Annotated in this window: 24 protein-coding genes and 2 other annotated features; of the genes, 11 read left to right on the forward strand and 13 right to left on the reverse strand. The window is 40.3% G+C overall.

All coding sequences use genetic code 11. The annotated features are described in order from the left end of the window. The first annotated feature begins 14 nt into the window (after positions 1-14). From AAHB12_RS04550 to AAHB12_RS04565, 4 genes are all read left to right on the forward strand, one after another. Positions 15-155: a YezD family protein gene (locus tag AAHB12_RS04550; RefSeq protein ID WP_342044451.1), complete on the forward strand. Its 141-nt coding sequence runs from the start codon at positions 15-17 to the stop codon at positions 153-155. Positions 156-563: 408 nt separating this feature from the next. Further along, the gene (locus AAHB12_RS04555; protein WP_129729291.1) at positions 564-725 is read left to right on the forward strand and encodes a Fur-regulated basic protein FbpA; all 162 of its coding nucleotides are present in this window, start codon (positions 564-566) and stop codon (positions 723-725) included. Between the two features lie 33 nt (positions 726-758). Continuing rightward, positions 759-899 (forward strand): YezD family protein, encoded by a 141-nt coding sequence (locus AAHB12_RS04560; protein ID WP_129729289.1) that lies wholly within the window; start codon positions 759-761, stop codon positions 897-899. Between the two features lie 201 nt (positions 900-1100). Further along, on the forward strand, positions 1101-1889 hold the full coding sequence (locus AAHB12_RS04565; RefSeq protein ID WP_342044452.1) for an EcsC family protein: 789 nt from the start codon (positions 1101-1103) through the stop codon (positions 1887-1889). A 476-nt stretch (positions 1890-2365) separates the two neighbouring features. On the opposite strand, the gene AAHB12_RS04570 is transcribed toward AAHB12_RS04565, so the two are convergent. The 6 genes from AAHB12_RS04570 to AAHB12_RS04595 all read right to left on the reverse strand — a co-directional run bounded on the left by AAHB12_RS04570 (position 2366) and on the right by AAHB12_RS04595 (position 9374). After that, positions 2366-3331: a sporulation protein gene (locus tag AAHB12_RS04570; protein WP_342044453.1), complete on the reverse strand. Its 966-nt coding sequence runs from the start codon at positions 3329-3331 to the stop codon at positions 2366-2368. A 58-nt stretch (positions 3332-3389) separates the two neighbouring features. After that, a complete protein-coding gene (locus AAHB12_RS04575; RefSeq protein ID WP_129729283.1) occupies positions 3390-4712 on the reverse strand; it encodes a hemolysin family protein in 1323 nt (440 codons plus the stop codon). Positions 4713-4870: 158 nt separating this feature from the next. Continuing rightward, entirely contained in the window at positions 4871-5281 is a 411-nt protein-coding gene (locus tag AAHB12_RS04580; protein WP_342044454.1) for a MerR family transcriptional regulator, read from the reverse strand. Between the two features lie 509 nt (positions 5282-5790). Beyond that, positions 5791-6624, reverse strand: coding sequence for a BglG family transcription antiterminator LicT (gene licT, locus AAHB12_RS04585; RefSeq protein ID WP_342044455.1), 834 nt, complete (start codon positions 6622-6624; stop codon positions 5791-5793). Between the two features lie 322 nt (positions 6625-6946). Further along, entirely contained in the window at positions 6947-7894 is a 948-nt protein-coding gene (locus tag AAHB12_RS04590) for an alpha/beta hydrolase (RefSeq protein WP_129729277.1), read from the reverse strand. Between the two features lie 508 nt (positions 7895-8402). Beyond that, positions 8403-9374: an NAD(P)H-dependent flavin oxidoreductase gene (locus tag AAHB12_RS04595; RefSeq protein WP_129729275.1), complete on the reverse strand. Its 972-nt coding sequence runs from the start codon at positions 9372-9374 to the stop codon at positions 8403-8405. 977 nt (positions 9375-10351) lie between these two features. Here AAHB12_RS04595 and AAHB12_RS04600 point away from each other — a divergent pair. After that, on the forward strand, positions 10352-11257 hold the full coding sequence (locus AAHB12_RS04600; RefSeq protein ID WP_129729273.1) for a cation diffusion facilitator family transporter: 906 nt from the start codon (positions 10352-10354) through the stop codon (positions 11255-11257). Between the two features lie 284 nt (positions 11258-11541). Here AAHB12_RS04600 and AAHB12_RS04605 read toward each other — a convergent pair whose 3' ends face one another. After that, positions 11542-12786 carry an NAD(P)-dependent malic enzyme gene (locus tag AAHB12_RS04605; protein WP_342044456.1) on the reverse strand — a complete coding sequence of 415 codons (1245 nt, stop codon included), beginning with the start codon at positions 12784-12786 and terminating at the stop codon, positions 11542-11544. Positions 12787-13078: 292 nt separating this feature from the next. On the opposite strand from AAHB12_RS04605, the gene AAHB12_RS04610 reads away from it, so the two are divergent. Next, positions 13079-13966, forward strand: coding sequence for a LysR family transcriptional regulator (locus tag AAHB12_RS04610; protein ID WP_342044457.1), 888 nt, complete (start codon positions 13079-13081; stop codon positions 13964-13966). 143 nt (positions 13967-14109) lie between these two features. On the opposite strand, the gene AAHB12_RS04615 is transcribed toward AAHB12_RS04610, so the two are convergent. Continuing rightward, on the reverse strand, positions 14110-15408 hold the full coding sequence (locus tag AAHB12_RS04615) for a hemolysin family protein (RefSeq protein ID WP_446715516.1): 1299 nt from the start codon (positions 15406-15408) through the stop codon (positions 14110-14112). Between the two features lie 269 nt (positions 15409-15677). Here AAHB12_RS04615 and AAHB12_RS04620 point away from each other — a divergent pair, with 269 nt between their 5' ends. Further along, positions 15678-15869 carry a hypothetical protein gene (locus AAHB12_RS04620; protein WP_129729265.1) on the forward strand — a complete coding sequence of 64 codons (192 nt, stop codon included), beginning with the start codon at positions 15678-15680 and terminating at the stop codon, positions 15867-15869. 448 nt (positions 15870-16317) lie between these two features. On the opposite strand, the gene AAHB12_RS04625 is transcribed toward AAHB12_RS04620, so the two are convergent. Both AAHB12_RS04625 and AAHB12_RS04630 read right to left on the reverse strand, forming a co-directional pair. Beyond that, positions 16318-16617, reverse strand: a complete 300-nt coding sequence (locus AAHB12_RS04625; protein ID WP_342044459.1) for a YxcD family protein — start codon at positions 16615-16617, stop codon at positions 16318-16320. Further along, entirely contained in the window at positions 16605-17030 is a 426-nt protein-coding gene (locus tag AAHB12_RS04630; protein ID WP_342044460.1) for a hypothetical protein, read from the reverse strand. Before AAHB12_RS04630 ends, AAHB12_RS04625 begins: the two co-directional genes overlap by 13 nt. 169 nt (positions 17031-17199) lie before the next feature. Between AAHB12_RS04630 and AAHB12_RS04635 the strand changes: the two genes are divergently transcribed. After that, positions 17200-17979: a DUF1836 domain-containing protein gene (locus tag AAHB12_RS04635; protein WP_342044461.1), complete on the forward strand. Its 780-nt coding sequence runs from the start codon at positions 17200-17202 to the stop codon at positions 17977-17979. 401 nt (positions 17980-18380) lie between these two features. Here the strand turns inward: AAHB12_RS04635 and AAHB12_RS04640 are convergent, their stop codons facing one another. Continuing rightward, complete coding sequence (locus AAHB12_RS04640; protein WP_129729259.1) at positions 18381-18791, reverse strand: Lrp/AsnC family transcriptional regulator; 411 nt, start codon at positions 18789-18791, stop codon at positions 18381-18383. A gap of 131 nt (positions 18792-18922) precedes the next feature. Here AAHB12_RS04640 and AAHB12_RS04645 point away from each other — a divergent pair, with 131 nt between their 5' ends. The 3 genes from AAHB12_RS04645 (at position 18923) to AAHB12_RS04655 (ending at position 22714) form a co-directional block, all read left to right on the forward strand. Beyond that, a complete protein-coding gene (locus tag AAHB12_RS04645) occupies positions 18923-19681 on the forward strand; it encodes an MBL fold metallo-hydrolase (RefSeq protein WP_342044462.1) in 759 nt (252 codons plus the stop codon). 218 nt (positions 19682-19899) lie between these two features. Then, on the forward strand, positions 19900-21213 hold the full coding sequence (locus AAHB12_RS04650) for an MFS transporter (RefSeq protein WP_129729255.1): 1314 nt from the start codon (positions 19900-19902) through the stop codon (positions 21211-21213). A 226-nt stretch (positions 21214-21439) separates the two neighbouring features. Next, on the forward strand, positions 21440-22714 hold the full coding sequence (locus AAHB12_RS04655; RefSeq protein ID WP_342044463.1) for an MFS transporter: 1275 nt from the start codon (positions 21440-21442) through the stop codon (positions 22712-22714). A gap of 87 nt (positions 22715-22801) precedes the next feature. On the opposite strand, the gene AAHB12_RS04660 is transcribed toward AAHB12_RS04655, so the two are convergent. Together AAHB12_RS04660 and AAHB12_RS04665 are read right to left on the reverse strand one after the other, a co-directional pair. Then, positions 22802-23896 carry a bifunctional 3-deoxy-7-phosphoheptulonate synthase/chorismate mutase gene (locus tag AAHB12_RS04660; RefSeq protein ID WP_129729251.1) on the reverse strand — a complete coding sequence of 365 codons (1095 nt, stop codon included), beginning with the start codon at positions 23894-23896 and terminating at the stop codon, positions 22802-22804. A gap of 81 nt (positions 23897-23977) precedes the next feature. Then, positions 23978-24209 (reverse strand) — a binding site (T-box leader). A 76-nt stretch (positions 24210-24285) separates the two neighbouring features. After that, positions 24286-24516 (reverse strand) — a binding site (T-box leader). A gap of 101 nt (positions 24517-24617) precedes the next feature. Next, positions 24618-25436, reverse strand: a complete 819-nt coding sequence (locus AAHB12_RS04665; RefSeq protein WP_129729249.1) for a uroporphyrinogen-III synthase — start codon at positions 25434-25436, stop codon at positions 24618-24620. Positions 25437-25573 lie beyond the last annotated feature (137 nt).

Genomic DNA, 25573 nt, shown 5'->3' on the forward strand with positions numbered 1-25573 from the left:
AAGGGGGAAATATTATGGCGGAGGTCAGTCAAGAAAAAATTAATTATATTCTAGATTTATTAGAGAGAATCAAATATGGGTCTGTAACAATCGTAATTCATGATGAAAAAATTGTACAGTTGGATGTAATTGAAAAGCATCGTTTATCCAAGTAGAGGATATACCTTGTGAAATACAGCTATTTTGTGCTACAAATTTATACACATACACCTATATCCTAAGACCATTTGGCCTCAACCAGATCACTGGAGAGTCGCCATTGTTCTACTAACACGCATTAAAACATACTTTATCAATCGGAATAGTGAATAAAACTCGTCGATTGATGAGCCCTGCCTTTGGACGAAGACAGAGGCGTAGTTGCCCTTATACTTTATTCCTAAAATTTCTCGCTACGTCGAGTTAGCTTCCGGCTAGAAATTTATACTTTCTTAAAGTGTAAAATTAATATAGGGACTATAGTTATGGATAGCTTCAATTGGGAATTTTGATACTTAAACCTCATCTTGCTGAATAGACTCTTTTACAAAAAGATACTTTTTAGTGATTGGATGTGTGTTAGAATGAACAATTTGCTCCGTTACGCTATAGAACAACGAAAACAATACTTGATTGATCAATTGATTGCATCAGGCTTATATACAAAAGAATCTACTTATCTTTTTAGATGGACGTTAAGTGACCTTGAACAAGAATATACGTTCGTCAAATGTATGAAAAAATAATACGAAATGTTTAAATTGGGAGGGGGATTATAAATGATAAAAACGAATCAAGAAAAAGCAGGTTACATCTTATCGTTATTAGAAAAAATTCAGTATGGCTCCGTGACCATTATTATTCAGGATGGGAAAATTATACAATTAGATGTAACAGAAAAACATCGATTATCCAAGTAGAGACTGTATGTCATATATCATCAATAGGGCCTCAAGCTCATGATTTGTTTGCTCTCTGAACCTTCCTTTCGAATTAACGATACCTTTAGAAATGCTTCCATCTTTCTAAAAACATTTCATTACGATGTTCTAGAAAATTTGACAATAATAGCTATTAAATAGGTTACAATAGTAATATGAATGAATGTAAGGAGAAAATAGATGCGAGAGCAAAATGAAGAGCTGTTAACACAATTGGAAGAAATCAAACAATGGGAGCAAGAACAAGAAGATCTTTGGTTCTGGGAAAAGTGGGGGAAAATTCCGTTTACAATCTTAGATAAACTTACACCAAAATTTCTCCACCAAAAGGTAAACGCCGTACTTGATGAATTGGTTCAGTATATTCATAGCGGCAGCCGATATCTTGTAAACAAGGAAGCAACTCTGCAGAAGCTTGGAACCAATATTTCTTTAGAGGATGTTCGTCACTTGCCGCTTCGCGAGATCGATCGGGTTGCCCAGGAATTTGCACAATCGCGTAAAAGATTAGCAACAGCACAAGGGGCGACAACGGGGTTCGGTGGAATTTTCACATTAACAATTGATATACCGGCTGTACTTGGCATGTCATTAAAAATTCTCCAAGAGATCGCGATCTGCTATGGGTATGATCCTCATGATGAAACAGAACGATTGTTTATTGTGAAATGTCTGCAGTTTTCTTCCTCTGACATCATCGGAAAACAGACAATTTTAAAGGAGTTGCAAAACTTTGACAACCGTGCCCATCAACGAGATGGCATTTCCCAAGTCGCATCCTGGCGTGAAGTCATTACTGTATATCGTGATAACTATGGCTGGAAAAAGTTATTTCAGCTCGTTCCAGTTGCAGGAATGGTTTTTGGAGCCTATTTAAACCGGAAAGCAATTGAGGATATCGCTGAAACAGGAAGAATGCTTTATAAAAAAAGAAGGATTTTAGAACGATTATCTGCAGAGGTTCAATAAGAAAGCTTCCAAAAGGTTGTACGTTATTCTAACAGCTTTTTAGATGGCGATTTACAAAAGCTTACAGTATAAAGAAAACTCGCTGATTGGCAAGCCGTTAGGCGAAGACAGAAGCGTAGTGGCACTTACACTGTACTCCTAAAATTTCCGACTACGTTGAATGACTTCCATCTGGAAAGTGTATACTTCCTACAGAGTAAACAAGAAAACCTCTCAGCACTAAGCTGAGAGGTTTTCTTTCCTGCACGATAAAAAAGTATAACTTTTCGAGGCGATATCTAGCTCCCATGGCCCCAAATGGCAGCGTAGGGCTAAACCTCCGCAACAGGAGTTTATCTCTAGTTGTCCATAGCGGAACTTTATCGTTTGAATCTAGTATTCTCTTTAATTCATCTAGTTCCGTTCATAAAAATATAGCTGTCTTGTCTATATTCCCCATAAAAGTCTACTAAAACAGGGAAACAGCCCTTTCTATATTAAAACTCTCCGTCATCTCCGCCGAAGAAGTCACCGAAGCCTGATTCTTCTTCAGAATCCTCTTCCTCAAAGCCAAGCGCTTCTCCAGCCGCTTCCAGCGCTTCACCCATCATTTCCTCTAACAGCATAGCCCCTAGAATTCCCATGGCCAGACCACCAACCATGCCAGCTACTGAACTGCCATGATGACCATGGCTGTGATGACCATGATGTCCGTATTTCTCATAGGAAAATGGATGCATAAAGCTATGCGGCTGTTCCGCAGCTTCAATAATAGTTTGTCTCAATATATCTACCAATTCCTCAGCATCCTGCAGAGTATCTTGATCTAAAAATAATTCCCGTTTCGCCTCGATTTCGTGATAAGCACCGCGACAGTCCACTTCCATCCAGATGCGTAAGCCGCCCATCGCTTCAGAAGCAAAGCGAAGTTCTATCTCGCTTACTTGTCCCGCAAACAATGTTGTCGGGAAAAATGCGAACTCTTGACCGTAAGTGTCCAGCTTACCAGAGCTTGGCTTTTCGTGGAACCCAAGCTGCTGGAGTGCCTGAAACACAGCTTGTACATCCTTTGGTGCTTCAACAATAAGACGATCAAGGTCCGTACGATCTACACCGCCGTCAATATCTAGGTGCGTATCAAAGTAATAGGAAACAGTTCCTCTAGAAACAGGCAGGTTAGCTGGAATCGTATAAGTGAACGGAATCGCCTTTTGTTCCTTTGGAAAAATCGTAAATGCGCTGCTAAGCGGAATCGTTGTAACTTCGCGTGCAACAGTTCCTTGCTTCGTATTAACATTCATTATCAGCTTGGCTGCCAGATGATTAATTTTTTGTTCCACTTCCCCGCCTTGGATCAAAACTTCTCCTTGCACCGTTTCATTTGCACGATACGGACGACCTTCAAAACGCAAATCAACCGTTGCTGCTCCTTTTCCCAAACGTGCTAAAAATTTCTTGAACATCTCCATCTCTCCTTTTAATAATTGTAAAGCTAATATGTAGGGAAAGCAGGCAGTAGCCCTATACAGTGGCTGCCTGCTGTTCTTGTTTCTCTTGACGACGAATTTCTACAAGCTTGACTTGGTGAGCATCCTTCTCTAACACCTTAAACTCATAATCATCCATTCTAATAGACTGTCCTTGCCCGATCTCATGATTTTGCGTCATCACCCAACCGCCAATTGTATCGACATCTTCATCAGTAATATGAATACCGAACAAATCATTTACATCGCTAATAAGCACTTTGCCATCGACGATTTTATGATGGTCATCAATATGCTGTACGGGCGGTTTTTCATCTTCATCATACTCATCGCGAATTTCACCAACAATTTCTTCTAAGATGTCTTCAAGTGTAACCAATCCCGCTGTTCCACCATATTCATCATACAAAATCGCCAGAGCAACCCGTCTTTTCTGCATCTCAAGCAGCAAATCATGGATTGGAACAGTTTCCATTACTTCAATAACTGGTCGCATAAAGCCACGGATAGACTTCGGTTTTATTTTTAAGCTGTCTGTATAATGGATGAAGAAGTCCTTCACATTGATCATCCCAATGATATCGTCCTTATCTTCACCAAAAACCGGATAACGTGTATATTTTTCAGTTTTAATAAGATTCATATGCTCTTCTATCGGGTCATCCGCATATAAACCAACAATTTCTGTGCGTGGAACCATAATTTCTTTTGCAATGCGATTGTCAAACTCAAAAATATTGTTTACATATTTATACTCAACCTGATTGATTTCTCCACTCTCATAGCTTTCTGATAAAATAAGACGCAATTCCTCTTCTGAGTGTACCGCTTCATGCTCGGAGGCCGGCTTTAATCCAAACCATCCAACAAGAATACGTGCAGAACTATTCAAAACCCAAATGAATGGGTAAGCAATCTTATAGAAAATAATAAGCGGACGAGCAAACAGCAAGGTAACCTGCTCTGCCTTCTGAATTGCCACTGTCTTTGGTGCCAGCTCGCCAACCACAACGTGCAGGAATGTAACGAGCGAAAAAGCTACAATAAAAGCACTCGTGCTGGCAACTGCATCAGATACATTTAACTTGTGAAATAGCGGCTCTAGCATATGGTGTACGGTTGGTTCCCCTAACCATCCGAGACCGAGCGCTGTTACAGTGATGCCAAGCTGACAAGCAGATAAATACTCATCCAAATGGGTTATAACACGTTTAGCAGATAAAGCGCCTCGTTTTCCTTCAGCGACTAGCTGATCAATTCGGCTGCTGCGTACTTTTACCACGGCAAACTCTGCTGCCACGAAAAAGCCTGTAAGAGCGATTAAAACTGCAATCATGATTAAATTAAATATCTCCAAGAACATCCCTTAGCTATAACAGCTAAGAGGTTCACCTCCCCGTTTTCTCCTATTGTATCTTTCTTGATTATTCTTCGTTGTTCCCTCTGAAGAAAATCTAGTTATGTTTAATAATTTACAATTTTTAAAATACGAATCTGCTTAGTTTACCACCCTCTCTATGCAAGCAGTACTGAAAGTGTGTGCACCAAGGCTGATGTTTGTGTGGATAAATGCTGTTTCAGTCGCTGCTTTTGTTCATCTGTCAAGGAGTCCAACAATGGACGAATCTGCAGCAATTCATGTTCAAGTTCATGCATCTGCTTTGAAATCCCGCTCAGCTGTTCCATCACAACATCTTTATTCTGACGTTCCAACTGTCGTTGCTGCAGTAATTCCTTAATCTCACAAAGAGGTACATGTATCTTTTTGTAGCTCTCAATATACTTCAATGTGTCAAGTGCTGTCTCATCATAATATCGATAGTTAGAATCCGAACGTTCAGCCTTCAGCAACCCTAAATTTGTATAATAATCGATAGTTCGTCTTGAAACATGGGCCAACTGCGCTAGCTCTCCAATTCGATACACATTCCCAACTAGACAACCCCCTTTGTAGCTGTTGAATTCAGCATAACACAATAAATACCGTACAGTCAAACGTTTAGGTTTTTTGGCAGGGTTTTATGAACTCAAAAAAAATAAAAAAAGACGCCTGCTCTTAATACAGCAGCGTCTTCTTCCTGATAGATACTTTACAATAATGATTTAGTAAAGCGTTGTATATGCTTCTTCATTTCATGCTCTTTCTACTTGATATTTTTATAAAAGTAACGTCTCCTCATTTGCTGTGAGAACATGTTGTCTTGTCCACAATGGTCTCCTAGCTAGAAGTTTATACTTTCTTACAATGTAAAAAAACCTAAATCACTACTAAGAGAGTACATCCCTTCTCTGTCAGCGATTTAGGTTTTGCCTGCTTAACCAGTAACAATCCTAAAATGAATCAGATACTTAATTTATGAGTGCACTGTAACAAGGTAAAAACCAGATGTCAACGCTTTCTTTTTTTAGTAGAAAATACATGCTAAGCAAGCTCTTTACTTTCGATTTACAACTCGTTCAATATGAATTGTTAAATACAGCATTTCTTCATTCGTTAACTCGTATGCATGCTGCTTCTTAATATATTCGTTTATCTTTTGTGTACATTCGAATGCTTCTTTATGCTTATTCTTTACCGCTTCAAATAGAAAATCATCCTGATCTTCCATATATGTTTTGCCAAATAATCGTTGGGCAAAGAATTTCAAATGTGTTACGAAGCGATAATAATTCAATGATTCCTCGTCAAACTGAATTTTAAAGTGATACTTTACAATATTTAAAATATCCTGCATCACCTTCGTGATATTTACGATGTTTGGCATTTCTTCATTCAATTCGGCATTCACAATATGCATTGCAATAAAGCCAGCTTCATCCTCTGGAAGGACTATGCCAAGCTTGTCCTCAATTTTAGTTAAAGCCTCTTTACCAATGGAAAATTCATCCTTATATAAGCGCTTAATTTCCCAAAGCAGCGCATTTTTAATGTCCATTCCCTTTTTATTTCGTTCAATGGCAAAATGAATATGATCTGTTAAAGATACATAGATGCTGTCATTTAATTCTCTGCTAAGCCTCATTTTGGCAGACTGGATAATTTCTTCAGAAACCTCCATATACTCCATAGGAATTTCGTATAAAAGCGTTTTAAATTTTTCTGAGATGTCCTTATTTTTTAATGAGAACACCTTCTCAATCCGTTCCTCATCTACTGGATCGCCTGGTTTTTTCTGAAATGCAAGCCCCCTGCCCATTATGACCAATTCCTCGTTTTGATCATTGAAAACACTAATAACGTTATTGTTGATTACTTTTGCGATTTTCATTGAGATCACCTTTATGAATATAAGTATATTATATAAAGAATAACGGTTAAGGTTTTGCCTGCTCTACCAGTAACAATCCTTCATGAAAGAATAAATTTAATTTATCATTGAAGAAGAGGAATAGCAACTGTTTTCAAAATCGATTTTCCCCTAGCTGGTGAAGTATCTTTCTGTCTAACCTTATAAAAAGGCTCTATCATACATCATTATATGATACTCCATTCATCATATCCATACACATTATATTCCTTTCTTTATAAACACAAAAACCTAACTCGTTCTCTCTAGGGAGAAATCGAGTCAGGTTTTACACATAAACTCCTTATTTTTGCATCACAAACGGCGTATTTACAAAATCCCTAATAAGCTCCAGTGCTTCTCTTCCTTCTTTCTGATCTGGAAATAGCGAAACAAAACCGTGAATCATGCCATCAAAGCGTTTTGCTTGTACATGCGTACCAGCCTGTCGAAGCTTTACTCCATATAACTCCCCTTCGTCGCGCAGCGGGTCATATTCAGCAGTGATGAGAAGTGTTGGCGGCAGATTGTTGAAATCACGTGCACGGATAGGAGATGCGTAAGAGTTAGCTGCATGCATCTCATCGCCTAAATAAAGTGTCCAAAAATAGGACATATCTACATTTGTTAAAACGTAGCCATCGCCATTTTCAATAATGGAGTCATACTCCGAATAAACACGGTAATGATAGTAATCTGTTGCAGGATACATGAGGACCTGTCTAGAGATGAACGATTTATTCCGATCTCGCGCCATAAGCGCAACTGCTGCCGATAAATTCCCTCCCGCATTATCACCGCCAATTGTGAGATTGGTTGGGTCTCCATTTAATTCAGCAGCATGCTCAAAAATCCATTCTGCCGCTGCATAGCAATCCTCCAGCCCCGCTGGAAATGGATGTTCCGGTGCCAAGCGATACTCCACAGAGATCACCTTGGCTCCTGTCTCGTTAGCGAGCAGTCTGCATGTGGTGTCATATTCTTCGATACTCCCTATCGTCCATCCCCCGCCATGTATATAGACAAATAGAGGAAAAGGTCCTTTTCCAGAGGGGGTATACATCCGAACGGGAACAGCTCCGTTTGGTCCAGGAATGAGGCGGTCTTCTGCTTTTTCTGCCGAAGGACGCGGCCCCACTGGCGGAAGCAAGGTAGTCATTGTACCACGCAATCTTACCATATCAATAGGGCTGTGTGGCGTTTCCTTTCGAGCTGCTTGAAGAAACTGCTTAACATACGGTTTTAACGTCATGATCACAACTCCTTTCGTGATTCATACACATATTGGGATAACAATAGGAAAATAGAAAACTAGTTTGATAGAATCAAGTGGTGTAAGGCGAAAATAGATACGTAAAACGATGTCTTTGGAGGAACTTAAGTGGCAATTTAATAGAGATGCATACAATTCATTCTATACTTAGATAATAAGCGACAAATTTAGCAACCTCCTTTTCAAGAACATTTGGACAAGTGCTATCTTGGAGTTAATTATTACCATCATAACTAGATGGCTTACGCCTGTCAATCAGAAAATGATAACGTTTTCTTTGGGATCCTATACGATTAATTGAACTACCCCCACCTACTCGCTAACGCTCCTTGAGGTGGGAGATTCCGTATCCTCTTCCTAGGAAGCGAAATACAGAGCCGTTCAACAGGCTTCTCATAGAGCAAATAGGGAGAGCTCACACTTCCTTGTAAGGGGCAAACATCACCGATCCTATGAAGAATATCGGCTCTTTTACCTCTCTATGTACCTACTCTACGCTTCTAAATATTCTGCCAAGACGCAATCGTCCTTCTTCAGCTTCGGAAATCATCTCATTCAATAGCTCTTGTACTGTAGGGATAGTATCAATAAGACCAACAACCTGCCCGGCCCAGCCGAACCCATCTGTTTCCTTTCCCTCATAAATATAACGGCAGTTAGCCTTGCCGCTAATCGCATCCTTTAAGTCTTCATACGTTGCACCTTCTTGTTCCCGGGCGATAATCTGTTGCGTATATTCTGTTTTTAACACACGCCCCGGTGCTCCTAATGTTCTTTTAATAATAACTGTATCTGTTTCCTTTGCATTCACAATCGCTTGTTTATATACTTCATTCGCATGAATACATTCCTTTGTTGCAATAAAGCGTGTACCCATCTCAATCCCTTCTGCTCCAAGTGCAAGCGCAGCTAATAAGCCACTGCCAGTTCCAATCCCGCCGCTAGCTAATACGGGTATGGATACAGAGGCAACAACACGCGGAATGAGTACCATTGTCCCGATATCATCACGGCCTATATGGCCACCGCCTTCCTGACCAACAGCCATCACTGCATCTGCACCAAGTGCCTCGGCTTTTTGCGCTTGTCTAACACCTGCGACAAGTACGAGCGTTCGAATATTTTCTCCCTGCAGCCGTTCAAAAATAGGTGTTGGGTTTGCGCCAGTGATAGAAAGTACCGGCACCTGCTCCTCAATAGCAACCTCCAGCAAATCCTTATATTGTCCATGATGTGCACCAATAGCAAAATTAACGCCAAATGGCTGACTAGTAAGCGTTCGAACCTTACGAATTTCGTCCCGCAGCTTTTCTGGTGTGCCAAGTGTCATAGCGGTAATTTGTCCGAGACCGCCTGCATTTGAAACAGCCGCCGCCAGTTCTGCGTAAGCCAGATGAGCTAAGCCGCCCTGTACAATTGGATATTGAATACCGAACATTTCTGTTACGCGTGTTTTCACTTTTTCCCCCCCTCTTTTTCCTCCTCTTTTTCCTCCTGCTTCTCGACTTCTTTCAAGTGCTGTATTCGCTTCAGAATGGTGAATTCCTGTTTCAATGAGCCGTATGAAACGGGTTACTTTCTAAATAAAGAAAACTCGCCCTCTAGCTAGAAATTTATACTTTCTTACAGTGCAAAACATTCGTATAGGCAAATTAACCCCCTGAATGAACACATTCAGGGGGAGATTTAATCATTCTGAGTCACTATAAATATATAAAGCTGTACTGTTTATTTGAAGTCTCGGCGGGTTCTTTACGTCGAGTGTCGTTACAGCCATAAAAAATAACCTCATTAATAAAAAGATGGGCAAATATATGACGTATGACGAGGCTTCTCCTGTCACTCATGTCCAATCAAATCGGCTCTCCTTATATGTAAGTAGGTAATCTGTTTAGATGACAATTATGTTCTACATCATATATCTCCCTTTTTGTGAAATATACGTTTATTATAACACGTCATCTCTATAAGTAATGCTGTGTCCATCTTTTTATTCCTTTCTCCTATCTTTCCTGTTTAATATGCATCAATTTATATGCTTTTATTTCACAAACGACACATCGTATTCAAAGTAAAACTATCGTGCATCTGAATGAACAATGAACAGGAAGGAAAGGATACAATACAGAAACAAAACGAGGCTAAATGGCAGAGACAAAAACAAACAAATCTTTAATTTCTAACGCTTTGCTATTTCTCAGTACGATACGTTTCTTTTTATTTGTCACAACAGGTAATGTGTATACATGTTATAAAAGTATAAAGGAAACTTGCTGATTGGAGAGTCATTAGGTGAAGACAGAGGCGTAGTTGCCCTTACACTGTATTCCTATAATTTCCGGCTACGTCGAATTTGCTTCCAACTGGAGATTAATCCTTTCTTACAGTGTAAGAAAAAATAGCCTATATCATTACACACTATAGGAGGTGACCAATTTGAAAACAAGCACAATTGCCTCTCTTTCCGTAGCCAGCAATGCGTTTATAGTAGCTCTAAAGCTTGTCATTGGATTTGTCACAGGATCCGTTGCTATTGTTTCTGAAGCAATTCATTCATCTCTAGATCTCGCTGCTTCTCTTATTGCTTTTTTTGCGGTACGCGTTGCAAGCAGACCACCTGATCCAAAGCATCCCTATGGTCACGGGAAATTTGAGAATGTATCGGGAACCGTTGAGACACTGTTAATTTTTGTAGCCGGCATATGGATTATTTACGAGTCAGTAGAAAAAATCCTGCATCCTGCTCCCATCCGGCTTCCTTGGCTTGGTGTAGGAGCAATGCTTCTCGGTGCCGTTATTAATTTTATTGTAGGAAAAACAGTGCAAAGGGCAGGAGAGAAGGCCCGTTCCGTTGCAATGCGCTCGAATGCTTTGCACTTATTAACAGATGTGTATTCCTCACTCGGCGTTGCTGCAAGCTTAGTGTTAGTCAGCCTAACGAACTGGACAATTCTAGACCCGATTATCGGAATTGCCATCGCGCTATATATTATGAAAGAAGCACTTCATCTTGTAAAAGAGGCATTCCACCCTTTAGTAGATACCGGGCTGTCTGACAAAGAAAATGCGACGATCCGCAGCATTTTGGATAAGTACCAAAACCGCTATCTTGAATACCATGATCTTCGTACACGCCGCGCAGGTTCAGAAGAACATATTGACCTCCATCTTGTTGTACCAAGCAACATGAAGGTCGAAATGGCACACGAAATTTGTAATGATATTGAGAAGGATTTACAACAAGTTCTGCACAATCCGAAAGTATTAATTCATATAGAACCAGAGCAGGAACGTATCTCCACAATACAGCAGGGAAAACCTGACTCAGGAAATGCCACATAATCAGAGTACGGGCTCTCAGCATACTTGTTTATGAGAAAAGAAAACGTCTGCCATCAGATTAAGCAGTTCTTTTTCGGAGTACCCGTAGCTTCTACTTTGTTCTATTGTAATTCACTACCTCTTCATGTCAATTAAAGTATTTTCCCAATCAAAAAGCTAAAAGCAGTGTGATTTCTTCTCTGAAATCCACTGCTTTTAGCTTTGTTGTGATGTTTGTTTCTTCTATATGGGTACCATGCTTACCCTCAGATGCACAGATTTTTTCTTTCGTCAGGGTAGTATCTTTATACAAGAACCGCTTTCTTATCAGCCGCTGCCAATAAGCGTTGTTTGATTGCTTCCGCGTTAGCTGTTCTTTGTGCAACACCCGTCTCCATGGCCGCGTTCGCAACAGCTGCTGCTACCTCAGCGGCAACGCGGTAATCAAATGGATCAGGAATAACATAATCAGCGTGAAGATCTTCCGTTGAAATTAATCCGGCAATTGCGTGAACAGCTGCCAGTTTCATTTCCTCATTAATTTCGCTCGCTTGTACATCTAACGCGCCTCGGAAAATGCCTGGGAAGGCTAAGACGTTGTTCACTTGATTTGGTAAATCAGAGCGTCCTGTCCCGACAACAAGCGCTCCAGCCTCCTTTGCCTCGTCCGGCATGATTTCCGGTACCGGATTTGCCATAGCAAAGATAATTGGTTGACGGTTCATTGTTCGAACCATGTCCTTTGTAACCGCTCCTGCAGCTGATACACCGACAAATACATCAGCCCCAACAAGCGCATCTGCAAGTGTGCCTTGTTTTTTCTCTTTATTTGTAATAAGTGCCATTGCTTCTTTAAATGGATTCATACCAACTGGGCGTCCTTCATAAATAATTCCCTTTGTATCACAAAGAATAACGTCCTGTACTCCCATACGAAGCAATAGCTTCACAATGGCCACGCCAGCCGCACCAGCACCATTTACCGCAACGCGAATATCTTCCATTTTTTTATCAGCTAGCTTTAAAGCATTGATAAGTCCAGCAGCAGTAACAATCGCCGTTCCGTGTTGGTCATCATGGAAAATTGGGATGTTACAGCTTTCACGCAGGCGTTCCTCAATTTCAAAGCATTTTGGAGCTGCAATATCTTCTAAATTTACACCGCCGAATGTCGGTTGAAGCAATTGTACCATCTCGACAATTTTATCAGCATCTGTAGTGTCCAAACAGATTGGGAATGCATCAACATCAGCAAATGACTTGAAAAGAAGAGCCTTTCCTTCCATAACCGGCATAGCTGCCTCAGGACCAATATTTCCAAGTCCAAGCACCGCAGTTCCATCCGATACAACCGCCACAAGATTTCCTTTCATCGTGTAGTCATACACTTTACTTTCATCCTTGTGAATTTCTAAGCACGGTTCTGCCACTCCTGGAGAATAAGCCAAACTTAAATCTTTTGCATCACGCACCTCAACCTTGGAGTGCACGCCTAGTTTTCCTTGCTTTTCCTTATGCATTTGCAATGCTTCCTCGCGTAAAGTTAACATACAATATCCCCTTTTCTGCTTGTTTCATCTACAGCAATTTGATATAAAGATTCTCGCTATACTCCCTCATCTGATACCTATCCTATTGTTCTACAACAGACATACTGAGCTGCTTTCCATTAACAATACATTCTTTGCCATACTGTCTACCTTACTCTTACAAAATATGTATTGCTTTGTTATGTAACATATAATAATATTGACAAAGCATAATGTCTAATTTATTATTTGCATCGTTTTCATGCATAATAGGTATTATTCGGATATTGGTAAAAAAGGGGATGAAAGCTCTATGGAATGGCAGCACATTGAATACTTTCAAGTAGTTGCTCGTATACAGCATATTACTCGGGCAGCCGCAGCTTTGTCGATTTCTCAACCAGCCTTAAGCCGTTCCATTGCTAGATTAGAAGAAGAGCTAGGCGTTCCGCTATTTGAACGGCAAGGGCGAACGATTCGGCTAAATCATTACGGGCAGCTTTTTTTAAAACGGACAGATCGTATTTTGAAGGAATTTCAGGATGGAAAACAGGAAATTCAAGACTTATTGAATCCAGATTATGGAGAGGTATCGTTCGGCTTTATGCCCACACTTGGCACATATCTCATCCCTACTCTAGTAGGAGCATTTCATGCTGATTACCCGCATGTTCATTTTCAACTTAAGGAAAGCGGCAACGATTTACTCATTAAACAATTAAAGTCAGGTGAAATTGATTTTTGTCTTGTTTCTGCAATTGAAACGGACAAACAAATCAATTGGACGCCTTTATGGAGTGAAGAATTATTTGTAATTGTTCCGAGCAATCATCGTTTAGCTGGCAGCAAAGTAGTTACATTGAAGGAAATTGCAAAAGAATCCTTCATCCTTTTAAAGAGGGGGAGCGGGCTTCGGAGTATTACAACTCAGCTATTTCACGAAGCGGGTCTTAGTCCAAATATTACATTTGAAGGGGAAGAGGTCCATACGATAGCGGCTTTCGTTGCAGCTGGTCTCGGAGTAACAATTATCCCTGACTTTAAAGGCTTCGATTGGTCGAATGTCTCACGATTACGTCTACATTCTCCAAAATGTAAGCGTGTAATTGGACTTGCCTCGGTTGAAGGGAGATACTTATCACCTACAGCCAAACGGTTTCAGCAATTTATTACGGATTACTTTACGGTTACAAACAGATAAAGAAAACTCGCCGATTGGCGAAGACAGAGGTGTAGTTGCACTTACACTTTGTTCCTGAAATTTCCCGCTACGTCGAGTTTGCTTCTAGCTGGAAATTTATACTTTCTGGTATAAAGTATAAAAAAGCAGGCAGCAACCCTATGCTATACGGTTACTGCCTGCTCCTCTATATCCTGCCTACGAATCTCTATTCGTTTGATTTGATGGGCATCTTTAGCTAGCACCTTAAATTCATAGCCGTCCTCTTCAAGAATTTGACCTGGTTGAATTTCATGATTTTGGGTCATCACCCAACCGCCGATTGTGTCTACATCTTCATCATCAATGTGCAAACCAAATAAATCATTTACATCGCTAATTAGCACCTTGCCGTCAACAATTTTATGATAATCGGTAATATGCTGCACAGGCGGCTTTTCATCCTCATCATATTCATCACGAATCTCTCCGACGATTTCCTCTAAAATATCCTCGAGCGTAACAAGTCCTGCGGTTCCACCATACTCATCATATAAAATGGCCATTGGAACACGCTTTTTTTGCATCTCAAGCAGTAAATCATGAATCGGGATCGTTTCCATGACCTCAATAACCGGTCGCATAAACTGCCTAATGGACCGCGGTTCTGCCTGTCCCCCATCCATGTAATGAATAAAGAAATCCTTTACATTCACCATACCTATAATATGATCCTTATCTTCCCCAAAGATAGGGTAACGCGTATACTTTTCAGTTCGAATAATGCTCATATGCTCAGAAGCTGGATCCTCTGCATACAAACCAACAATTTCTGTACGCGGAACCATGATTTCCTTAGCAATCCGATTATCGAAATCAAAAATATTATTTACGTACTTATACTCAGCCTGATTGATTTCTCCGCTCTCATAGCTCTCTGACAAAATAAGACGCAGCTCTTCTTCAGAGTGGGCAGCTTCATGTTCCGAAGCTGGTTTTAATCCAAATATTCCTGTTATAACACGAGCTGAAGTGTTAAGTGTCCAGATGAATGGATATGCGACTTTGTAAAAAAGAATTAAAGGCCGAGAGAATAATAGTGTAATGCGCTCTGCCTTTTGAATCGCCATTGTCTTTGGCGCTAATTCCCCTATTACAACGTGTAAAAACGTCACAATAGAAAAAGCAGCGATAAAGGAAATGGTTCCAGCAACCGAATCAGAAAAGCTCAAATGTTCTAACACTGGCTCCAACATATGATGCACGGTTGGTTCTCCTAGCCAACCAAGCGCAAGTGCTGTTACAGTAATTCCGAGCTGACATGCCGATAAGTACTCATCTAGATGTGTAATAACATGCTTCCCGGATAAAGCCCCGCGTTTTCCTTCTAAAACAAGCTGATCGATACGGCTGCTCCGTATTCTTACAATCGCAAACTCTGCTGCAACAAAAAAGCCTGTAAGAGCAATTAAAATTGCAATCATGACTAAATTAAATATGTCCAAGAACGCCCCTCAGTTCAATGAACTAAGGTGTTCACCTCCCGTTTCTCCTACCTTATTCTATATGTTATCAGTATTATACTTTACGTAAAACTGTACAGTCAAACGTTATAGTTGAAATGACTGCTCTAGAAAAGCTTTCTTCTTATTCAACAAGCATGTTGAAATTATATTTTGACTTTTTGACAATTTTGTGAATAATAGAATGTAAATAATTCATCTTTTACATATATGCGAAGGAGGAACTTGACATGCTGGATATACTTAGCCCATACTCTATGCTTGGATTTATCTTCTTCGGTGTTAGCATTAGTTTCATCATCGCCCTACATATAAAAATCTACTCAAAATGCAGCTGGGAACTGTTTGCCAAAATTATTTCCAACGGTCTTGGCGTGACACTGCTTTTATGTACATTGGCAACACTCAGTCATTTGTATTAACTCTACTATAGCAATTGAACTACTCCCACCTACTCGCTAACGCTCCTTGAGGTGGGAGATTCCATATCCTTTTCCTAGGAAGCGAAATACAGAGCCGTTCAACAAGCTTCTCATAGAGCAAATAGGGAGAGCTCACACTTTCCTGTACGTGACAAAGTCACATCCTTCACTTACCACTGGGCTACACCCATCACGTGCTTGAAGTGGGGGTCTTCTGTCGGAAAATGATAAAATGCTTAAAAGCTAATCATTTATATATTTTTCGTAAATGATTAGCTTTTTTCACACTGTAGGAAAGTATAAATTTCCAGACGGAGGAAAAAATAGGCTATGAAGAAAAGCTTCTTCATAGCCTGAACACATACAGGAAGCATAGAGCCTCCTGTACCAGGGGGAAATTGCTATATCTGAACACAGCAGCGGAACTGTGGCAGACTTATTATCATGCTTATTCTCCAACTGTCGCAAACGCGATGATGCCCTCTTCATCATGAAGTTCAAAGCGCAGCCTTGCAGAGAATGGATCAATATTCTGCTGGGTATCCAGCCAAAAGCGAAGCGCCTCAATCATATTGGCTTGGATTAAAATTTGCTGACGATTGTTTACTTCTACTTCAGCAGAGTAACCATAATCGTCATCATACATAAGCTCTACAACTACCTCATGAGGCTGTACCTGTCGTTTCTGAGCGATGTATAAGCAAAGGGCATTAATAATTTGCTGTTCGGAAATTTTTAGCGACGCCATGCTTCCATCTCCTGTTGTCGCTTCTTCTTCTTCCAATACTTAAATAGTTTGACTCCTATCATAACAATTCCAGCCAGCAGCATCATGTTAACAAAAAACGCGAGTATAGCACCAATTGGACCAAGACCAGCAAACAAGCTGCCAAGAAGTAATCCGCCAATTCCGCCAAGAAGCATTCCTTTTAGAAATCCGCCGCTCTTTTTAGCTGTTACCGGCGCTTTGGACTCCTGTTGTAACTTAGATGAATTTACAGTTGAATCTTTCTTTTGGACAACCGTTTCGTTCTGAGTTGGACTATACGATTTTCTTCCTGACTTGTATCCTTTTGCTTCTGCCGAATCAGGAGAAATAAAGCTGATAGCTGCGAACATAAGCATAAGCGCTGTTAGAAATCCGATGAATTTTTTCATCATACGTAGAATACTCCTCTTTTCTTTGCTAGATTTTATAGAGTTCTTATGAACCTATTATATGAACTATTATAAAGAACGTCAAGTGTTAAATAGTTTCATAGTTTGACTTTCTAACGAATAACTAATAAGATAAGGTCATAAGAACTCCATATTGCTCGAGGTGGGAAACATGAATATCCTTCAGCTAACAAGAAAAGAGATGGCGGACCTGCTTCTTTCCCTTAAGGGATGGAACGAGAAAAAAGCACTAACGGTTTTGCAGGATGCTTGGATCAAGTCTCGCAAAACAGAAACAACGTACGAGATACCAATGAATGCATTCATCACAACCGCCTTGCCGCCTATTTTTGAAAAGCTCGTAAAAACAGAAGAGCTCGATATTGGCTTTTCCCTTAATGAAATCGGTGCGCTTGGCAATCAGATTCAGCATACAAGCTTCTCTGTAACCGCCTTGCAAAACTGGGTAAAGCGGGATTTGAAGGATATGGTCGGTCCCCCGCAAAGAGGGAAGAAATATTCTATTGAGCAAGCCGCTCTTTTATTTATCGTAGAAGATTTAAAAACAGCGCTGGACTTTGATTCCATTCGCAAGCTGCTTAGTTTAATTGTAAATGATCCGTCAGATAGAGATGATGACTTAATTAGCCCGATCCGTTTATATTCGGCATACTCCTCTCTATTTGAGAAACTGAATTTCAGGGAAGCGACTGCTGCCTCTGGAGGAGACGCCATTATAGCGATTGAGCAGGAAATTGAAGCAAGGGCAGCTGATTGGGCCAACTCATTTCCTAATCTTCACGCGAATCAACGGGAAGCGGTTCGAAATGTCATTGTAATTGCAGCCCTGTCTGTACATACTGCCCATTTCCAAATGCTTGCAAAGCGCTACGTGTCCGCCACTCTTTTTTTACAAAACTTAACAATTAGCAATCCGAAGCAGGCGGAGTAGGAATGTATGTTGCCTGCTTCGTTTGCTTTTATCAAAAAAACAGATGAGAAACTTCTCCTCAAGGAATGCAGGCCTGTAACTGTCAAACTTGTACTGCTAACATGAGCATTTGTTAAATTAAGCTTATATACTTCATGACTTCATAAATAATTAAGATGAAGAGATACATAAAAATCATGAAAATTAACAAAGAAAATAAGGTGGGTACAAAAAGACAGGAGATCCAAGAAGGAATGAATATACCTTCTTGGATCTCCTGTCTTTTCCTTGAATATTGAATGGTTTGCTCTATTAGCCCTATTAAGAAAGCCGCTAATCGGGTTGTTGGAGCATAATCTTAAACTTTTGTCTCCTATAACCTGAGTATGTTTATTCACAAACATCCCATTTTTATTGCTGCACTATTTACTAATAACAATCGATAATTTATAGTTTGCATGCTTGTTTAAGTCTACCAAAAATTGATCTAATAGTTCATGAGATGGAAATTTACATTCAAGAAGATAACAACCATCTCCGCTAATTTTATAGTTATTTATTATATATTTCTCTTGTGTTTCTATAAATGAGAGATAAGGTTGATGATAAATGCTTTGTGTAAAGATAGTAATAAAAGCATGTATAAAACACCCTAATTTAACCTGATTCACTTTAATTGTGTAACCCTCAATTACTCCATTATCTTCTAACTTCGTAACTCTAGCCGAAGTAGCTTGCCCAGTCAAATGAACTTTCTCTCCTAATTCCTTCATAGTAATACGACTATTTTTAGATAATTCTTCTAATATTCGCATGTCTGTTTGATCCAACATGAAATCAACTCCTTTCAAAATTCAAGTCAAACGGTAAAAACACTTGATTTTATCTATGTAAATAGTACCTGCCCATATTATAAACTAAGCACAAGCAGCAAACGCAAATAAAAAGAAAAGGAGTTATCGATATGAATATCCAACAAATCAGAAATGCTACGCTCGTTGTCCAATATGCTGGGAAAAAGTTTTTAATTGACCCATTTTTAGCAGAGAAGGGTACATACCCTCCTTTTCCTAATTCGTTAAGGCAAGATCAATTTAATCCGTTAGTTAGCTTACCTATATCAATTGAAAATATTATTAACGTAGATGCTGTGATTGTCACTCATCTGCATTTAGATCACTGGGATGATACTGCCAAAAAAGTATTGCCAAAAGATATCAAAATTTTTGTACAAAATGAAGAGGATGCGACAGAAGTTCGAAATGCTGGATTTCAAAATGTAGAAGTGTTACAGGAAGAGACAGTCTTTGGGGACATCCAATTAATGAAAACAAAGGGCGAGCACGGAAGAGGAGAAATATTAAAGCTTGCTGGTTTAGTGTGTGGCGTTGTCTTCAAACACCCAACTGAAAAGACGTTATATGTAGCTGGAGATACGGTCTGGTATGAGGCGATTCAAGAAGTGATTGATACACATCAACCAGAAGTAATTGTGGTAAATGGCGGTGATAATCAATTCCTTCAAGGCGGCTCTCTTGTCATGGGCAAACATGATATCTATGAAATGTCTAAAGCTGCCCCTAACGCAAAAATTATTTCGGTTCATATGGAAGCTGTCAACCATTGGACATTATCCAAAGAAGAACTAAAAAGCTTTGCTTATGAAAAAGGAATCTCCGCTAATCTTTTAGTGCCAGATGACGGCGAATCATACACATTTTAAGCTAAAAACGGACAGATAGACATTTTTATGTTACGTTTAATTGTGAATTTTAATTTTTATTTTGCATAGTTTTGAAGCATTCATTTGCACTGGAGAAATACAAGGGGCTCGTGATTATGTTGTTAATAATCATGAGCTTCTTCTTATTTATTTAAGTATTGCTCAATAGTCTGCCAAAGCTTTTAATTAAAAAACTATTTTATTAGGAGGTGCAGTTTATGATAGCTGAAACAGAAGATATAAGCAGACCAAAACAGCAGCCTGTTTGGTTACAGGATTATATTGATTCACCAGAAAAACAACAACGGCTCTATAAAAAAACATTAAGAATTGTGATCCTCTCGCAAATCTTTGGAGGAGCAGGACTGGCAGCTGGTATAACGGTAGGTGCACTTCTCGCCCAAGATATGCTGGGAACGGAAAGTGCAGCGGGGATTCCCGTTGCCTTACTCACTTTAGGATCTGCAGGGTCCGCACTGCTGGTAGGCCGGCTTTCACAACGTTTTGGGCGCAGAGCCGGACTGGCAGCCGGCTTTCTTGCTGGTGGATTAGGTGCGATCGGTATTATAATCGCCGCCTTAATCAACAGTATCTTGCTTTTATTCGCTTCCCTGCTTATTTATGGGGCGGGTACTGCCGCAAATCTACAAGCACGCTACGCAGGTACAGACCTGGCGACAGCTAAACAGCGGGCAACTGCTGTGAGCATGGCCATGGTTTCTACTACCTTTGGTGCTGTAGCGGGTCCTAACTTGGTCGATGTGATGGGACAATTTGCAAATTCTATTGGTGTTCCAACTTTGGCTGGTCCCTTTATCTTAGCAGCCGCTGCTTTTATCCTTGCCGGATTGGTTCTCTTGCTTTTTCTTCGTCCAGACCCTTTGGTTGTGTCTACAGCCCTAGCGAATGCCCAGGAGGAAGAGCATATGGTGCAGGAAAAACTGAATGCGGAAAATTCTACAATCAATAAAAGAGGAATTGTCGTAGGTGCTACCATTATGGTTTTGACTCAATTTGTCATGGCAGCCATTATGACAATGACACCGATCCACATGGGACATCATGGCCATGGTTTGAGGGAAGTGGGCTTGGTCATAGGCTTTCATGTAGGCGCTATGTATTTTCCTTCACTTGTTACCGGCCTGCTTGTAGATAAAGTCGGTCGTACTGCAATGGCCGTTGCTGCGGGTGCCACACTTCTGGCCTCTGGTCTGCTGGCAGCTTTTGCGCCAGCAGATTCAATGGCACTGCTTATCTGCGCGCTAGTCCTGCTTGGTGTTGGCTGGAACTTTGGATTAATAAGTGGAACTGCTCTCATTGTAGATGCAACACATCCATCTGTTCGCGCCAAAACACAGGGGTCGGTTGATGTCTTGCTGGCATTATCAGGTGCCTCGGGCGGTGCGTTATCGGGAATAGTAGTGGCTCATTCTAGTTATGCAGTACTATCACTTTCTGGAGCTATCCTATCACTTCTGCTTATTCCTGTAGTTGTTTGGTCTCGTAAGACTTCAAGCAAAGAACTAATATAAAGTTTTTATCTAGCAAGGTGCAATTAGATTCTAATAAAAGGGCAGCTTTCGGCAAAAAATCGAAAGTTGCCTTTTTCTTTCGTATTCAATCAATCTAAACCCTGCTTAAACAATAATGAAGTAAAATCAAGGTATGCGCTTTCAGTGTTATACAAACGTATTGAGTGTTATATATAGTTTCGATATAAAATAACTACATTATTATCTAGGAAATGTGGGTGAAGCTTTGAAGCGGATTCATTATAGTTGGATTATTTTAATTATTTCTTTCTTCTCTATTATTGTCGCTGGAATTGTCCGGTCATCATCGGGGGTTTTCATAGATCCTTTCGAGAAAGAATTCGGCTGGGACCGATCTACCATTTCATTAGCTTTTGCAGTTGGCCTGTTTTTATATGGCATATCTGGTCCATTTATGGCAGCATTAATTGAAGTGCTTGGATTAAAGAAAATGATGGTCACCTCTATGGCAATACTGTTGACAGGAATCTTGCTAACCTTTGTGATGCAGCAGCCTTGGCAGCTGATTATGATTTGGGGTGTTATTATCGGGTTAGGGTCCGGATTATTTTTAACGGTCCTAAGTCCATATATTGCAAATCATTGGTTTGAGAAAAAAAGGGGACTTGCAGTAGGGATATTAACTGCAAGTACAGCCACAGGTCAGTTAATACTGCTTCCCGTCTTAGCCCTGCTTATTGATCATTATTCGTGGCGATGGGCGGTTGGATTGATTATGATTCTTAGTTTTATCATGCTTGTTATCATCTTATTGTTTATGAAGAATACACCAAAAGATATGGGTATACTCCCATATGGACTGGAGAAAGAAAGACAAGAGAGCAATGAATTTGAAAAGAAAAATCCGATTATGATTGCTTTTAATGGCTTATTTGAGGCAGTGAAGGTTAAGGAATTCTGGTTATTAGCGGGGAGCTTCTTTGTTTGTGGCCTTTCAACGAGTGGATTAATCGGTACACATTTTGTTTCTTACTGTATGAGCTTCGGAGTTCCTTTAGTTACATCTGCCTTGCTGCTTTCATTCATGGGGATTTTTGACCTTGTAGGTACCACTGTTTCAGGTTGGTTGTCAGATCGTTTCGACAACCGTTGGCTATTATTTTGGTATTATAGTCTAAGGGGAGCTTCCCTCCTATTACTTCCTTATGCTTTATTTGAAGGTTCCTTTACTTTGCTCATTATCTTTTCTGTGTTTTATGGACTTGATTGGATTGCAACTGTACCGCCAACTATCGGTATTTCCAGACAAATCTTTGGTGTGAAAAAAAGCGGCATTGTTTATGGATGGATTTTCGCATCCCATCAGGCAGGTGCGGCAGTAGCTGCTTTTGGTGGAGGGATTATTTATGAAATACTCAATTCTTATAAATGGGCATTTCTTCTTGCCGGAATTTTTTGCTTGCTGGCGAGTTTATTTGTAATTGTAATTAAAAAACAAACACCCGCATCCATAAGGACAGAAGAGTCATTAAAAGCATAACTTTTCTGTGGAAATGTAAAAAAGGATAGAGCATGCAGAATTCCCTGCTTGCTTCTATCCTTTTTTCTACCTTATAAAAGGGATATTTTATCGTACTAACTGTGCTCCTGCCAACGCATCACGGAAGCCTTTTACCTCAGCCATGAATTTGTGGAATTCAGGAATATTCATTTGCTGCGCAGCATCAGAAAGCGCCACAGCAGGATCTGGGTGAACCTCAGCCATAACTGCATCTGCACCGATTGCCAATGCTGCTTTTGCTGTTGGAAGCAATAGATCCTTTCTTCCAGTAGAATGTGTTACGTCTACTACAACTGGTAAGTGTGTTTCTTTCTTTAAGATTGGTACTGCAGAAATATCTAATGTGTTACGAGTCGCTTTCTCGTATGTGCGGATTCCGCGTTCACATAGGATGATTTGATCGTTTCCTTGTGAAATGATGTACTCAGCTGAATTGATGAACTCTTCAATTGTTCCAGCAAGACCGCGTTTAAGTAATACTGGCTTATTCACTTTTCCTGCTTCTCTTAGTAAATCAAAGTTTTGAGAGTTACGTGCTCCGATTTGGATTACATCAACGTACTCAAGAGACATTTCAATGTCGTTTGGATTTAAAATTTCACTGATGATCGCTAAATCGAACTCATCTGCAACTTGACGTAAAATTTTCAATCCTTCTATTCCTAAGCCTTGGAAATCGTACGGAGAAGTACGCGGTTTGAATGCTCCGCCACGCATTAATTTCAAGCCTTGCTCCTTCATTGCTTGCGCTACAGCGCGCACTTGCTCGTAGCTTTCTACTGCGCATGGTCCCATTACGAATGTTTGTGTTCCGTTTCCAAGCAATTCGCCCTTCACATCAACAATTGTGTTTTCTTGCTTCTTCTTACGAGATACAAGCAATGCTTTACGATTGTCATCTTCTTGCAGCTCTAAGCTTGCTTGGAAAATCGTTTTAAAAATATGCTGCAGTGTAGATGTTTCGAAAGGACCTTCGTTGTTCGCAGCAATCATATCAAGAGCTTGGCGTTCACGTACTGGGTCAAAACGTTTCGTACCTTGTAAATTCTTTTGTTGACCAATCGCCTTTACTACTACTGCACGTTCGTTTAACAAACGTAAAATTTGCAAGTTAATTTCATCCACCTTATTACGCAATACTTCTAATTCATTAACTGTCATATCAAACTTCCTCCTTATGATTAGCAAAATGGGATAATAGCTTAAAAAACTTTATAAAAAATCGCCCCTATCGTTCAAAACGATAGGGACGATAAAATATCGCGGTACCACCCTAGTTGCAGACAAAAAGCCTGCCTCTCTTCCTTGTTAACGATCATTAGACCGTCTTTCCCTTCATAAAAGCAAATGCCCTTACTACGAAAAAGATGCTCCGGGATTGTAATTCGTGTTTATCTATGCACTGATTCGCACCAACCATCAGCTCTCTGCAGCAGGGAGATATACACTACTAGCTTCCCATCTTCACACTATTATAAAGTTGTTTGTTTACAAAAGCGAACACGATAATACTACTATCTAAAAAACAAAAAGTCCCTGCTGAATATATCAGCAGGGACGATGATTATCGCGGTACCACCCTGATTGCAGACAAAAAGTCTGCCTCTCTTCCTTGTTAACGATCATTAGACCGTCTTTCCCTTCATAAAAGCAAATGCCTTTACTACGAAAAAGATGCTCTGGGATTGTAATTCGCATTTATCTGTATACTGATTTGCACCAACCATCAGCTCTCTGTTATAGGAAGATAAACGCTACTTTGTTCCCTTCATTGCTCAATTATATGAAAGTTCATTTTGTTTGGATTCTTATGCTTTTCATTATATGATCGACAAGATAACATGTCAATTATTTTTTTCAGAATAGTTTGTCCACTTGTTTTTTAGGCTTGGGACTTTTCCTGTGTATAGTACTGCGCCAGTTTCATAATCGCGCTGCCCATTCTCTCTTCCTCCGGCACAACCATTCTCTCAATTCCTACTTCCCGTAAAGCCGCAGCTGTTACCTTTCCCACCGCGACAGCTACAATATTGCTTGCAAATGCGTCAAGCACCTGCTGCTCCACCCCTTTGTTTCTTGCAAACTCCATAAGGAACCGAGCCTGTGGTGTGCTTGTAAAATTCACAGCATCAATTTCTCCGCCGAGCATTTCAGAAAGCAATTGCTCCATTACGTGCCCCTCAGGCGGAACATGGTGGTACGGTAAAAGCTCATGGAAGGACGCACCACGTTCTTTCAAAAACTCAACAAGCTTTGGTGCCGGGTCGCCATGAAGCTGAAGAGCAACCCTCTTTCCTTCAAAAGAAAAGGACTCCAGCTCTCGTACAAGACCTGCCGTACTGCCGTCATCATCACGCACAAGCGGCTGTAGACCAAGCTTTTTCAGCATATTCACTGTTTTATAGCCCCTTGCAGCAATGCTGGTACGCTGCAGCGCACCAAGAAATGCCGCTTCTTCTCCCATTTTCGTTGCGATCTTATACAAAGTTTCCAGTCCAACACCTGTTGTAAATAGCGCCCAATCAAAACCACCTTGAATAAGACGGTGGATATCCTCTTCTACACGTGAATCGTCTAAAAATACTGTTCCTTGCGCAGGTCGGATAAGAGGAATTCCTCCTAAATTTTGCACAAGAACACTCATTTCCTCCGAACGGCGTGGACCGACGAGGGCGATTCGTTTTCCTTCAAGCTTTTTCATCTGCAATCCCCCTTCAAATAAGCAGAACTTGGCCGCACCAACCTTTGGAAAGCTTGGCGCTGGCCGAGTTACATTTATACTTTATGTTTAAAACTTCCTGCTACGCCGAATAACTTCCTAGCTAAAAATGTAGAATC

Source organism: Bacillus sp. OTU530 (assembly GCF_038440375.1).